Origin of the sequence: Niastella koreensis GR20-10 (assembly GCF_000246855.1) — a bacterium.
Classification (GTDB): domain Bacteria; phylum Bacteroidota; class Bacteroidia; order Chitinophagales; family Chitinophagaceae; genus Niastella; species Niastella koreensis.
The window spans coordinates 7,153,492-7,167,733 of record NC_016609.1; the positions used below are offsets into that span (position 1 = coordinate 7,153,492).

At 44.6% G+C, this 14,242-nt stretch carries 8 protein-coding genes; 3 read left to right on the forward strand and 5 right to left on the reverse strand.

All coding sequences use genetic code 11. The annotated features are described in order from the left end of the window. Positions 1 to 37: 37 nt before the first annotated feature. The 4 genes from NIAKO_RS28255 to NIAKO_RS28270 all read right to left on the reverse strand — a co-directional run bounded on the left by NIAKO_RS28255 (position 38) and on the right by NIAKO_RS28270 (position 8,249). Complete coding sequence (locus NIAKO_RS28255; protein WP_014221879.1) at positions 38 to 514, reverse strand: hypothetical protein; 477 nt, start codon at positions 512 to 514, stop codon at positions 38 to 40. Between the two features lie 38 nt (positions 515 to 552). Beyond that, on the reverse strand, positions 553 to 2,004 hold the full coding sequence (locus NIAKO_RS28260; RefSeq protein WP_014221880.1) for a SusD/RagB family nutrient-binding outer membrane lipoprotein: 1,452 nt from the start codon (positions 2,002 to 2,004) through the stop codon (positions 553 to 555). Between the two features lie 18 nt (positions 2,005 to 2,022). Then, entirely contained in the window at positions 2,023 to 5,148 is a 3,126-nt protein-coding gene (locus NIAKO_RS28265) for a SusC/RagA family TonB-linked outer membrane protein (protein WP_041347404.1), read from the reverse strand. Positions 5,149 to 5,897: 749 nt separating this feature from the next. After that, positions 5,898 to 8,249 carry an efflux RND transporter permease subunit gene (locus tag NIAKO_RS28270; protein ID WP_014221882.1) on the reverse strand — a complete coding sequence of 784 codons (2,352 nt, stop codon included), beginning with the start codon at positions 8,247 to 8,249 and terminating at the stop codon, positions 5,898 to 5,900. Positions 8,250 to 8,471: 222 nt separating this feature from the next. On the opposite strand from NIAKO_RS28270, the gene porZ reads away from it, so the two are divergent. Beyond that, a complete protein-coding gene (gene porZ, locus NIAKO_RS28275; RefSeq protein WP_014221883.1) occupies positions 8,472 to 10,769 on the forward strand; it encodes a type IX secretion system anionic LPS delivery protein PorZ in 2,298 nt (765 codons plus the stop codon). Further along, positions 10,766 to 11,506, forward strand: coding sequence for a DNA repair protein RecO (gene recO / locus NIAKO_RS28280; RefSeq protein ID WP_014221884.1), 741 nt, complete (start codon positions 10,766 to 10,768; stop codon positions 11,504 to 11,506). The genes porZ and recO overlap by 4 nt, the downstream gene beginning before the upstream one ends. Positions 11,507 to 11,591: 85 nt before the next feature. Here recO and NIAKO_RS28285 read toward each other — a convergent pair whose 3' ends face one another. Beyond that, positions 11,592 to 12,761: an amidohydrolase family protein gene (locus NIAKO_RS28285; protein ID WP_014221885.1), complete on the reverse strand. Its 1,170-nt coding sequence runs from the start codon at positions 12,759 to 12,761 to the stop codon at positions 11,592 to 11,594. Between the two features lie 156 nt (positions 12,762 to 12,917). Between NIAKO_RS28285 and prfA the strand changes: the two genes are divergently transcribed. Then, positions 12,918 to 13,982 carry a peptide chain release factor 1 gene (gene prfA / locus NIAKO_RS28290; protein ID WP_014221886.1) on the forward strand — a complete coding sequence of 355 codons (1,065 nt, stop codon included), beginning with the start codon at positions 12,918 to 12,920 and terminating at the stop codon, positions 13,980 to 13,982. Positions 13,983 to 14,242 lie beyond the last annotated feature (260 nt).

Below are 14,242 nucleotides of genomic sequence, written 5' to 3' on the forward strand. Positions count from 1 at the left end.
AATGACCCACTCTTGTGTATCTGAGACAACATTAAACTTACGGTACTATCAATATGCGCACCGGCAGTGTTATCACGTCGTTACCATTATCCAATTTTACAGAAAAATAAAAGCGGTTGGCCAGTTCACTATTGGCAGTAGCAGAACCACCATTAGCAGCAAAATACGCTTTTAGTGTTGTTTGGTAAGAATAGCTGGTAGCATTCACCGGTATCGGAGTTGAAACATATAAACCCGTTGCACCCTGAATTTTGGCGTAAGAGGTAGACGTGGCAATTTTTGAGATCTGAGTGATTGTTCTTCCGCTTGATGCCGGAATTTCCATCTTGATGGTGATGATGCTGTCTTTCAATGAACAGGTAACGGTAGGATCGGGCCGGTAGTCTGTAGCATTGGTAAAGGAAACAGGCACATCGGGCCGTGCATCCATCAGCGGATCCGTTGCCTGTTTTGTACAGCTGCCTAACACCAGTACAGCCGCCAGTATTGAAACTATATTTATTACAATTTTCATATTCTATTTTTTTATAAGAACAACAAATAAGGCACTTCCTATTTTGCCCACCATACTTTTACATCAGTACGTGGTCCTGGGTTTGGCGCATTGGGATTCCTTTGTATTTCTCCGGTGGGGAGTGTTAACCGCGTAGGTATTACACTGGGATTTTGACCAGCCGGATTACTTGCCAGCGCCAGTACAGGATAGCCGGTTCTGCGATAGTCGTCGAATGCTTCTATCCCATTGCCGATCCAGGCTATGTACTTCTGCGTAATAATCTGCTTACGCTTGTCTTCTGTTGTACCAGCAAGCGTAACTACCGTAGGATTGTCGGTAAAATACTGATTGATTTCTGCAGTGGTCATACCAATCTTGGTCATGTTGGCTTTGATACCAGCCTGATAATAGGTATTGGGATCACCTGCTGTACCCAATATCAAAGCAGACTCAGCCAGGATGAAATTCACCTGGGCAAAAGTAAGCAGTCTTATAGGCGCTTCACCAGTGGTGCCGGTAAGGTACGTGTTGTATTTACTTCTGTTGGCAAGGGTAGGCGCTGAAGCGGTTGAACCGTTTTCAAATGCTACAAAATTGCCGGTTGGTTTGGTAAAGTATTTGGCCAGCCGCACGGTATCGTTCAGGCTTCTGGACAGGGCCAGCAAACGCGCACTCAACATTTGGTCGGTGGTGCGGTTTACATTATTGAAGGTATAAAGCGGGTTCTGGTTACCTACACTTGCCAAAAAGGGCACCTCAAAATCAACCGTGTTTGCATTGATAAAATTATTGCCGGTTATTACCGCATCGATGGTTGATTTAGCGAGGGTGGGATTGGCATTGGAGATCTGGATGGCAAATTTCAGCAACAGGGTGTTACCCATTCGTTTCCATTTGGTAAGGTCGCCGCCATAAACCATATCATCTTTCCCTGGTTTAAACGTTCCTGTTTTATCCAGGTCGGCCAAGCCGGATTTTACCAGGTCGAACAAACTTTGAATGCTGTCGGCTGCATTTCCCTGGTAAATATCCTGCTGTTTATCAAAACGGGGGTTTAAATACTTTAATCCCAGACCAGCCTGTGAATACGGCACATCGCCCCACAGATCGGTCACCATAGAGAATGCATAGGCCAGTTCCAGTTTTGCAACGCCGCCATAAGCCGGGTTGGCATCGCCATATTTATTTATAATTATTATCAGGTTATTGATGGCGCCATTATAAAGCTCCAGGCCCCACTGGTTATCAAAATAACCATCCAGTTTATAAACATCGTAATCGAGGGCCTGGCTGCCTGTGCCTGCCAAATGCTGCATCATCACCGAAGTAGCCCGGTCGAGGTCATTGGAGTTGGCAAAGGCAATACCTACCGTGGTATTCGGCAACAAGGTGCTTGGCGGTACGGTGGTTGGATTATTGATAGGTTGATTTACATCGATGAATTTTTTACAGGACGTCGCCGATGCAATCAAAACCGGTATTATCAGATATAGAATTAGCTTTCTCATTTGTGAATTTTTTTAAGATTATAAAGACACTTTCAAACCAGCGCCAACAGTTCTTGCATTGGGCACACTCTGCAGATCGAGCCCGCGAATGTTGCCTGCACCCTGCGTGTTCACCTGTGGATCGAAGAAGGCGTTTGGTGCAATAAAGAATAAGTTGTTAGCGAAGATGCCAATGCGTGCACTGGTGATCTTTAATTTATCCATTAATGAAGCCGGCAGATCATAGCCGATTGACAGATCCCGCATTCTGAAGGTGGTGGCGTCGTATACGTTGAATTCACTTTGTAAACCACCCAGTGTTTGCCAGTATGTTTGTGCAGGTATCTCAATGTTATTGGCTAAATATTTACCGGAATTATTGGGGTCAGGTATTACACCTGGCAGAATGTGAGCTTTATCTCTGTCAACAGCAGTTTCCTTCAAGGCACCACGCGATTTGTAAGCAGCTGCGGTGAATGATAAGATCTGGCCGCCTTTTATGAAATCGAAGGTGAAAGACAGGCTGAAACGTTTCACTTTCAGGTTATTGGTAAAGCCCAATTGATAATCGGCATTGGGATTGGCCAATACCTGGTTAGCTATAGTTGATTGGTAAACGCCTGTACCGGGGTTGATGATACGTTGACCATCGGGGCTTTTTGGTATCAGACCGCCGATGATAACGCCATAAGGCTGGCCTTCCTGAATGGTAGGAATAGAACCGGTAAATGCACTACCCGGGATAGCGAAGCTGGTAATGCCAGGGTAAATATTAACTACTTTGTTCCTGATCCTGGTGAAGTTACCAGAGATATCCCAATGGAAGTTACGGTTTGATATAGCAGACACGGTAACCAATGCTTCCACTCCTTTGTTGGTCATTTTACCAACGTTTGCAGTAACGGTGCTGTACCCGGTTGAAGGGGCCAGGCCCACATTCACGATCTGGTCTTTACTTACCTCGTCAAAATAGGCCACATCGATGGTGATGCGGTTTTTCCAGAAGGCGGCATTTAAACCAACTTCATAGGAAGAAGTAAATTCAGGTTTTAAACTGTTTGGCGCTATACGGGTACTGGCGCCAAAACCGGCTACCGAACCAAAGGGGAAAGAAACGTTGGCCACATTATTTCCATAACCACCGGTAACATATACATTATCAAGTTGATAAGGATCCGCGTCTCTACCTACCTTGGCATAGCTGGCGCGAATTTTACCATAATTCAACACCTCTGATACTATATTGAACGCATCGGTAAATACCAGGCCGGTGCTTATGGATGGATAAAAATATGTGTTCTTGTTTTTTGGTAAGGTAGATGATTGATCGGTCCGGCCGGTCAACTCCAGGAACAAATAATTTTTGTAGTCAAACGACGCCTGTGCATAATAACCAACTATCCGTCGCAGGGTAGAGGTTTCCGACGACCCATTTGTTAAGGTGGTGGCGTTGTTTACGTTATAATAGTAAGGAATAACCAGGTTATCTCCCTGCAATTGTACAGACTGGAACCTGCGTTGGTTGATGTTGTTACCAACAATACCACTTAAGTTCAAACCTTTAACGATATCGTTCTTCTTCATGCTGATGATCAGGTCGCCATTCACTTCACTTCGGCTGATAGGGTTATCGAGCACCTGACCGGCTGGTACCCGGCCAGACGATACTGCGAATATCTGTTTACGGCGATCCGTATAAGCATCTACACCCAACCGGTAGCTGATGTTCATCCAGGAAGTAACATCATACCCGAGATTGGCAATACCGATTATCCGGTACAGGTTACTTTTTAATGGATTTTCGTAAGCGCCGAAGTAAGGGTTTTCACTTCCCACAACGCCATAGTTATTGGTGCCATCAGGATTTTTCCAGGTATTATCTCTTTTATATTTCTGCAGATCGATGCTGCGGGGCATACCATGTAACACACCCAGGGCGCTTTGACCATTACCACCCAAAATACCATCCTGCAGGGTATTGGTAATGGTAGCAGAGCCACCCAGTTTTATTTTATCGCGCAATACCGTGTTACCACCAAACTTAACAGAAGCTCTTTTTACGCCGGTATTAGGCAGAATACCTTTTTGATACAGGTAGCCTGCAGAAAAAGTATAGTTCTGTTTGGCATCGCCGCTGTTTATAGAAAGGTTGTTATCGGAAAGGATACCTGTTTGAAAGAAATCTTTGATATTATTAGGATAGGGGTTGTAATCAACTGCCGTACCACCTACCAGTAATCCATTGGCAACGGTAGGGGTAGACCCGAATTTTGGCCCCCAGGAGTTGGAGGTGGTGTTTGAATATATGCCGTTTGAACCCTGGCCATATTCGTTTTGGACTTTAGGTAAACCTGAAGCCTTTTGAAAGCTTTCATTGGTGTTCACTAAAATTTCGGCCCGGCCTTTTTGACCGCTTCCTTTTTTAGTAGTAATAATGATAGCACCGGCTGCAGCACGTGAACCGTATAAAACAGAAGCGGCTGGTCCCTTCAGAATATTCACCGATTCAATGTTGTTCATATCCAGGTCAAGGGCGCGGTTTGGCGGCTGGTTATCGCCCAGCGTACCATTGGGGCCCCCATTGGTGCGGTCAACATCGTTACTGATAGGTATACCATCTATGATAAATAAAGGCTGGTTACTTCCGGTAAAGGAAGAAATACCACGAATATTGATATTTACAGAAGCGCCCGCACCACCACTCGCATTTGTAATGTTAACACCGGCTACTTTACCCTGCAAAGCGTTTGCAATGTTCACCTGGCCGCGGTCATTGAACTGATCGGCTTTCAGGTTCTGGGTAGCGTAACCCAGCGAACGTTTGTCACGGGTTATACCCAGCGAAGTAACCACTACTTCCTGTAAAATATTTTGTTTACTTGCCAATGTAACTAAAATCGATGTTTTTTCACCGATAGCAATTTCCTGTTCATCCATACCTACAGCCGATATAGATAGTGTTTTAGAATTGGCAGGAACAGTGAGTGAATAGGAGCCGTCTTCTTTTGAGGTAGTTCCCAACGAGGTTCCTTTGATGGTGATGGAGGCATTGGGGATGGGGGTGCCTTTTTCGTCAGTTACCCTTCCGGTAATTGTTTTGGATTGAGCAAGCAATTGTCCATAAAGGAGTAGCATGCCGCATAGTAGCATTAGAATTTTTCTCATTTCAATTTTTTTTGGTTGAACAGTAAAATAGGACTGAGGATTTAAAAAGGGACGGATCAATGGCAGGAAAAGGCTACATGAAGAAAGAACAGGCTTATTATTTTAAATAGGCCGCAAAAAGGAGTAGAATGCTGCTTGTACCCTTCTAAAACATTATGAATCAGCGGCAGGATAAATTTTTACCGCTCCGCAGCTTATGCTTGAGGCAATTTCAACAGCCTTTCTGGTCTATTACCAAAGGAAACCTAAACGTTGATAATCATGCTTTTTTTCTCGCCGGTAGTGCTAATCACATCCCCTTATTGATGCAACCACCAGTAAATGCACCGGCGGCGGTATCTTGTTGTACTATTATACAATTAAGATGGTTCGGGTATAGGGTGAAGAATACGGAAGTTGCGGGACGGGCACGGATACGCCATTTTAATTTTCTCATTTCTGGTCAGTTTGTTTTGGTTTTGTGACTCACAGGCCTATAACAGGACATAAATTAATGATAAGTGCTGCTTTTTACTAATCAATATGTAAGTTTCTTATCATGAATTTGAAATTTCGCATGTATATAAAGCTTAATTTTTATATCACGCAACAGTTATGCAAATAAAACACAATTTGAGCTTATTTGAACATTTTGCTGGTTAATGCACCATGAAAATACCAAAAAAAGTGAGGGTGCTTCTTTGTTAAGAGGCACCCTCACTTTCAGTTATATATTTAGTAAAGCTTTTTACTCAGTAAATGTTAGATTCTTACTTTTTTATCAGCGTTAACAACAGGGCCGGTAAAAATATCAGGTTGGTCAATGTTGCCAGTATGAGCGTTAGCGACGTAAGCCAGCCTAACGCCTGTGTACCGCCGAATCCACTAAAACAGAAGATCACAAACCCGGCTATAAGCACCAGTGAAGTATAAATAATACTGATACCGGTCTTGTGAATGGTGTCAATTACCAGCTCCTGTGAGGTCTTTTTATTGTTTATCGACATTTCCTGTTTGTAATTCACCAGGAACCTGATGGTGATGTCGATGGCAATACCCAATGCTACCGAAAACACCAGCACGGTGGAAGGTTTTATGGCTACACCGGCCCACCCCATTACACCGGCCGTAATAATCAGCGGTATAATATTGGGAATGAGCGAACATATTAAAATTTTGAACGACCTGAACAGGTACAACATACAAAGGGCGATCAAAAGGAAGGCCCATAAAATACTTTCCTTCAACCCGTTTATGATGAATGCGCTGCCTTCGAGGAAGGTAACACTGGTACCGGTAAACTCAACATGGTATCTGGCGGTATCAAATAACTGCCGGCTGCGGTCCTCTATGGTGTTTATCAACTCGGGCAAACGTTTGCTGCCCACATCCTTCATGCTTACACTGATGCGCGCCATGCGGCGGTTGCTGTCCATAAAGGAAGCTATCACCCGGTTAAAATTGTTCTGTTTACCATTGCTGTCGGTTGATGCTTTGGCGCTGAGGTATTGTGATAAAAAGAGCAGATCGGCTTCGCTGGGTGCTTTGTAGGCGCTGCTATCGCCATTGTAATAAGCCTGCCGGGCGAATTTCAACCCCTCTACTATCGAAAGCGGGCGGGCCATTTCAGACTGGGCGGCAATAAACTGGGATAACGAATCTATGCGGGCAAACGTTTGTACCGGGTTACGCCGCAAGCCTTGTTTTTGTTTGGTATCTACTACAATTTCCAGCGGCATCACTCCTTTGAAATGTTCTTCAAAGTACTTCAGGTCCTTATAGATCTTATCAGTTTTTGGCAGGTCATCTACCACATATCCTACCGAATTCAACCGGAACATACCTGCTACCGATACCAGTAATACAATGGCGGTAACACTGTAGATCAGTTTTTTGTGATTGGAGGACCAGCGCTCAAGATTATCCAGGATGGCCAGCAGCCATTTGTTCTCCAGGTATTTTGTATGCCGTTTTTTAGGATCGGGTAAAAAGCTAAGCACAGCTGGTATAAACATGATGGAGATAAAGAACAGGGCCATGATGTTGATACCGGCTACAATCCCAAACTCTTTCAGCACGGCGCTTTTTGTAAGGCCAAACACTGCAAAACCAATGGCGGCGGCAATGTTACAAAACAGGGTTACAATACCCATGCGGCTTATCATGGCAGTTAAAGCCACGCGTTTTCTGCTTTCGTTGGTGAAGATGTCACCGTTGATATCGTTATAAGCCGTATGATATTTATTCAGGAAGTAGATACAGTTGGGAATACCAATCACCACAATCAATGGCGGTATTACGCCGGTGAGCAGCGTGATCTTATAGCCAAACCACTCAATAGTTCCCATACACCATATAACGCCGATTATCACCACTGCCAGTGACATCAGGGTGGCGCTCAGGCTGCGGAAGAAGATTAGTAAGATGATTGCCGAAAGAATAAGTGAACCCAGCAGGAACCATTGCATTTCAGAAGCCACTTTGGTAGCCAGGTTGGTACGTATCAATGGCAACCCGCTGTAATGCATTTCCAGGTTATGCTTTTTACCAAATGCATCGGCAATGGCAACAATTTCAGCAACTACTTTATTTCTTCCTTTTGAATTTAAAACGTCTTTATTAATTCGTATACCCATCATATAGGTATGCGATGCAGGGTCGAATAACAGGCCCTGGTAAAATGGTAAACTGTAAAAGATCTTTGACATGCTGTCCAGTTCCACTTGTGTAAGTGACCTGTTGGGGAAAACCGGTACGGCATTTAATTTTTCATTAGCAGTATCTTTTACAAGGTTGGTGGCAGCCGGTACACTCAGTACATCTTCAACCGCATTCACTCCTTTTATCTGTTTGGCCAGTGCCGCATAATCATTAAACACATCCGCCTGAAACAATTTATCGGTGGTGATACCAAGCGCCATCAAGTTGCCATCTTCGCCAAACTGACTGCGAAATGCCTGGTAGGCCTGGTACTTGGGGTTATCGGTTGGAATTGCTCTTGCAAACTCATAGCTCATTTGAACTTTGGAAGCGTGATAGCCCATGAAACCGGTTAATGCCAGTAAGAGGATCAATAACATCCAGCGAGACCGTAAAATAAACCGGGCGATTTTTTCCCACATGTAGAATATAGAATTTACTGCTAAGAATATTATTATTGGCAGCAAAGAAACTCATTTTAACAGGATTCAGGAAGTTTATTTGCCGCACCTATAACTCACTAACGAACTTTTAATTTCAAGGGTTTAAGGAATTATTTTTTAATAATATGACATCTTGTCCCGGGAACTGGCCCGCGCCTTGTATATTACTAATTCAACCACATATAATTACCTTTGAAAACTATGCAACAACGGATCCTGGCCTTTTATTGCGCAGCGCTCACCATTCCGTTCGTTTCACTGGCACAATTGCAGCCTATTGGTCAATGGCGCGATCACTTACCCTATCAACAGGTTACCAGTGTTACTTACACCACCGGTAAAGTATGGGCCGCTACCCCCTACAGTTTATTTTCAGTTGATGTGGCCGATAACACCATTGAACGCTGGAGCCGCACCAATGGCCTGGCCGAAACCGGCATCAGCACTATTGGCGCCGAACCCAATGGGCAGCGCCTGGTAATTGCCTACAATAACAGCAATATTGATGTATTGGTTGAAGACAGGATTATCAATATTAATTCCTTAAAAAACGCCGCTATAGCGGGTGATAAAAGCATAAAAACAGTATTCATAGATCAGCAGCTGGCGTACCTGGCAACTGGCATTGGTATTGTGGTGATCAATCTTGATAAATACGAAATAAAGGATACTTACATCATCGGCGCCGGGGGAACAAAAGTGGCTATAAACGCTGTTACCAGCACCGCGAATGTAATATACGCAGCTACCAGCGAAGGATTGAAGAAAGCACCCACCAACGCCAACCTGGCCGATTTCCGTAACTGGCAGCTGGTATCGGGCAGCAATGGTTTACCTGCCGGCAATGTACAGGCACTGGCTTCCATTCAAAACAATGTGGTGGCAGTAAGAAATGATACATTGTGGTTACAGAATGGCAGTACCTGGAGTGTATTGTATCGCGATGGCTGGACAATTAGAAATTGTACCGTATCGGCTAATAAAATACTCCTCAGCGAAACCAATAACAACACCGGCCGCATAGTAGTGCTTACCCCCACCGGATCAACCGAACAAACTATCCAGGACGCCCAACTCACTGCAGCGCCACGCCAGGCAATTCTTTATCAAAACGAATACTTTATTGCCGATACGCTGACAGGGTTGTCAAATTACAGCGGCGCCGCATTCAACCGTTTACTGCCCGATGCGCCGCCCTCTGTAGCTACCGGTCCTATGCAGGTGCTGCACAACACGCTGTGGGTAACAGCAGGCAGCGTAAACGCCAACTGGGACCCGCTTAATAATAAAAACGGGTTGTTTGCCTTCGCCAATAACAACTGGGATTATTATAACAATAACCGCTTTTCAAAACTCGATTCCCTGACAGATCTGGTAGCGGTAGCCGCCGATCCCGCTGGTGAAAGTGTATGGGCCGGTTCGTTTGGCGGCGGGCTCGTGAACATCAAAAAAGATAATTCCATTACCATCTTCAAACAAAATTCACCCATACAACCTGCGTACTTTAATTCAAAAAGCTACCGGGTAAGTGGCCTTGCATTGGATGCCGATAACAATTTATGGGTAGCAAATTACGGTGGCTTAAACCCGGTGTTGGTGAAAAAAGCCGATGGAAGTTGGCAGTCGTTTATTATTCCTTTTTCCCTTACCGAACAGGCCGTTTCGCAAATAGTGATCGATGATAATAACCAGAAATGGATAGTATTGCCAAAGGGCAATGGACTTGCCTGTTTTAATCACGGCCAAACGATCGACAACCCCGCAGATGACCAATGGAAATTCTACCGCAGCGGAAAAGGAAACGGCAACCTGCCGGATAATGATGTACGGTGCATTGCGAAAGATAAAAATAACTTTATTTGGGTAGGCACTGCCAAAGGTATTGGCGTTATACAATGCACACAGCAGGCTGTGACAAACAATGGCTGCGAAGCAGTGTTGCCTATTGTACAGCAGGATAACTTTGCAGGATATTTGTTTAGCGATGAACAGGTGCAAACCATTGCCGTGGATGGCGCAGATCGTAAATGGGTGGGCACCCAAAATGGCGTATGGTTGTTAAGCCCCGATGCCGGTAAGGTCATTTACCGGTTTACCGAAAGTACCAGTCCGCTGTTGAGCAATGATGTAAAACAGATTGCCATTGATGGTAAAACCGGGGAAGTATTTTTTGCCACGGCCAAAGGCATTTGTTCATTTCGCAGCACGGCTACAGAAACAACCGAAACCAATAGCGAGGTACTGGTATTCCCTAATCCCGTACCACCGGGTTATACCGGCACTATTGCCATCAGGGGTGTAGCCAGTAATGGTATTGTAAAGATCACCGAGCTGAATGGCCGGTTGGTATATCAAACAAAAGCAGCCGGCAGCCAGGCTGTGTGGAATGGGAAAGACTATAATGGCCGTTCTGTTTCATCCGGTGTTTACCTGGTGTTAACAAGCGACGAAGCGCACCAACAAAAACTGGTTACCAAAATTGTATTTATTCAAAAATGACACTCCACAATACCAAAGGCATTGTATTACGAACCGTGAAGTATGGCGAAACCAGCGTTATCGTCACTATTTTCACTGAATTGTTCGGCATACAATCGTATATAGTAAACGGAGTGCGTACATCCAGCAAAAAAGGAAGCGGCAAAGCCAACCTGTTTCAACCCGGCGCCATACTTGATCTTACTGCTTATCATAATGAGCTGCATCACCTGCAACGCCTGCGCGAGTTTAAATGGGGCTATTTATACCAGAACATCTTTTTTGATGTGGTAAAAAATTCCGTGGCGTTGTTCATGGTAGAATTATTGTCGAAAACCCTTAAACAACCAGAGGCGAATCCTGAATTGTTTTACTTCGCAGAAGATGCCTTTATGCATCTTGATAAAGCCGATATTCAGGTAGCCGGTAATTTCCCTTTGTACTTTGCATTACACCTGGCTTCGTTTTACGGGTTCCGCTTCAGCGATAAGTATTCCGAACAAACCCCCTATCTCGATTTACAGGAAGGAGAATTTGTACACGAGCATCCGGTTCATCCCCATTTTTTATCATATCCTTACAGCTATATTACTTCACAACTACTTAAGGTAATGCAGCCGCATGAGCTATCACAGATAAAACTTAACCAGGAAACGCGGCGCACCCTGCTACATGCGTATCAAACGTATTATATCTTACACTTTGCAGATTTCGGAGCTATGAAGACGCTGCCGGTTTTACAGGAAGTGTTGGGATAAGGAAATAAAAAATGAAAAACAGGGAAATTAGGAATGAGAAAGTAAAGACAGAACGCCTGAACCCAAAAACCTAATAACTTAATAACTAAAGAACTCTTTCAACTCTGGAAAGATCTTCACTTATAACAAGGACCCCTGGTGTTTTTCCAGCTTCAAAACTTCCAATAACGTCATCCAACTCTAATGCCTTCGCCCCATTGAGCGTTGCCCATTGCAACAACTCGCTTTTTTCAAGATGCGGATAGTGTTGCTGAATGGTTTGCAGTTCGGCCAGGATACTCAGTTGGTGGTTCGAGGCCAGGCTATCGGTTCCAACAGCAATAGATGCCCTGTATTCACGCAACAGATCAATATTGGGCAAAGGATTGCCGATGTACTCATTTGCATTAGGACATAAACAGAAAAACAAATTGGCAATTGGCAATTGAGAATTGGCAATAAATTCAAGATCCTCTTTATTGGTATTCGTATTGTGCACTAAGATGAGCGATTGATTGGGCAGGAAGTGCGAAAGGGTCGCCATCAGGCTTTTTGCAGCGGCCGGTTTATAAAAAGAAATATCAATATTCAGCGCCTGGTACAAGCGGTGAAAATCGCCGGTGCCTTTTTCAATAAACTCCCGTTCGGCCCCGCTCTCCTGGCTATGGATGGCCAGCAGGTGATTACCGGGAAAATGCGTGATTAGCTGAAACAATGCCGGTGAAACCGAATAAGGAGCATGCGGCACAATGGAATTGGATTCCGTAGGGTTGCGGTACAACCGGGCAAACTGTTCATATACGGCCCGGGACGCTTCAAACCGCTGCGCAGCAGTATGCTCAATAAAACCCATGGTTTCAATAAAATTATGATACAGCAGCCGGCCCTTCTTTTTCTGTTCTACCGTATTAGGGGTATTACAAATATCACCAACCGCCACAATGCCGTTTTGCAACATGCTGTTTTCAGCGGCCGTGATGGCTTCCTGAATGATGGCGCCATCAAACCCGCGCTGTTGTATCACCCGCACCAGGAAATCAACCATACCGGTTTTTTCAGGAATAATGCCCTTCATATGGCTCAGTTCAAGGTGGCAATGGCAGTTTACGAACCCGGGAGTCAGAATTCCGGTAAAAGCCGTTACCCCCTCCCCGGCTTCCGAAGCCGGTACCAGATCAATTATTTCCCCTTCGGTGCTGGTAATTAAAACAGAACCGTTTGAAAACCATTCAGAACCGGTAAATAAATGGTCGGCGGTGAACTTTCTGTAATTCATGTAAGCGCTGAAATAATTAACTTTGCAGGTTTTAATATCAGTCGGAAAAACGGGCGGTCCGCTGGTCCGAAAGAAGGGTCAAAATTAAGCACATTTCTTTCTTACCAATCGCATTACCACCGTTTTGGACTGTAACTGGTAAAATAAGTCAAAATTATGTTAGATAAGCTGGAAGCCATAAAAGCTAAGTTTGAGGACCTTGGGGTTGCTTTAACCAATCCTGAAATTGTAAGCAATAACAGGAAATTCAGGGCCATGAGCCAGGAATACCGCAGCCTGGAAAAGATCGTGATAGCTTACGAAGAGTATAAAAAAGTACTGGGTGACCTGGATGTATATAAAGAAGCCCTGAACGGCGATGATGCCGAACTGCGCGAACTGGCCAAGGAAGAACTGCCTGCACTGGATGAAAGCAAGGAAAAGCTGGAAGCCCATATTCGTCGGTTGCTGATACCCAAGGATCCCCAGGACGAAAAGAACTGTATCCTGGAAATCAGGGCCGGTACCGGTGGCGACGAGGCCAGCCTGTTTGCCGGCGACCTGCTGCGGATGTACCTGCGCTATTGCGAAAAGAAGGGCTGGAAAACAGCCGTACTGAGCGAATCGGAAGGTACCGTAGGAGGCTATAAAGAGGTTCAGCTGGAAGTTACCGGTGAGGATGTATATGGCACCCTGAAATTTGAAAGTGGCGTACACCGCGTACAACGCGTTCCTGATACCGAAACATCGGGCCGGGTGCATACTTCTGCCGCTACCGTGGCTGCTATGCCCGAAGCCGAGGAAGTTGACGTAGAGGTAAAGGATAGTGACGTAAAAATGGAAACTGCCCGAAGCGGTGGTGCGGGTGGACAAAACGTAAACAAGGTGGAAACCAAGGTTATTTTAACCCACCTTCCAACCGGCATGGTGGTAATGTGTCAAACCGAACGTACTCAGTTAGGTAACCGGGAGAAAGCCATGCAAATGCTGCGTACCAAATTATATGAAGAAGAGGTACGTAAACAGGAAGATGAAATATCAAGACATAGAAAAAGCCTGGTAAGCTCTGGTGACCGTAGTGCCAAGATCAGAACCTATAACTATCCACAAGGCCGTATAACCGATCATAGAATTGGATTAACCGTTTATAACTTAGACGATGTAATGAATGGCAACGTGCAGGAGTTTATTGATGCATTACAATTTGCTGAAAATGCTGAGAAGTTAGCTAAACAGGATTAATAGTATAAAAAACACATTCAATAAAAACGTCCTCCCGGTTCAACCAGGGGGACGTTTTTATTTTGCCCCGTATTACAAAAATGTTACTACGTACGGTACTAGTGCTAAAGCGCTATAATGCAGCTATAGCAAGCGTTCCACACAGTTCCACAATACCTGATAACCCTGATACAAGTCACATAATCACCTTAAAGTAGTATTAAGAAAACTGCATTAATTTTTCATTAATTTAAGGCGCACCTAACTAGTATAGTACTGTC

Coding starts and splice junctions, on each gene's coding strand:
- NIAKO_RS28260 (WP_014221880.1), bottom strand. CDS start 2,004: ATGAGAAAGCTAATTCTATATCTGATAATACCGGTTTTGATTGCATCG.
- prfA (WP_014221886.1), top strand. CDS start 12,918: ATGTTAGATAAGCTGGAAGCCATAAAAGCTAAGTTTGAGGACCTTGGG.
- NIAKO_RS28255 (WP_014221879.1), bottom strand. CDS start 514: ATGAAAATTGTAATAAATATAGTTTCAATACTGGCGGCTGTACTGGTG.
- porZ (WP_014221883.1), top strand. CDS start 8,472: ATGCAACAACGGATCCTGGCCTTTTATTGCGCAGCGCTCACCATTCCG.
- NIAKO_RS28265 (WP_041347404.1), bottom strand. CDS start 5,148: ATGAGAAAAATTCTAATGCTACTATGCGGCATGCTACTCCTTTATGGA.
- recO (WP_014221884.1), top strand. CDS start 10,766: ATGACACTCCACAATACCAAAGGCATTGTATTACGAACCGTGAAGTAT.
- NIAKO_RS28285 (WP_014221885.1), bottom strand. CDS start 12,761: ATGAATTACAGAAAGTTCACCGCCGACCATTTATTTACCGGTTCTGAA.
- NIAKO_RS28270 (WP_014221882.1), bottom strand. CDS start 8,249: ATGTGGGAAAAAATCGCCCGGTTTATTTTACGGTCTCGCTGGATGTTA.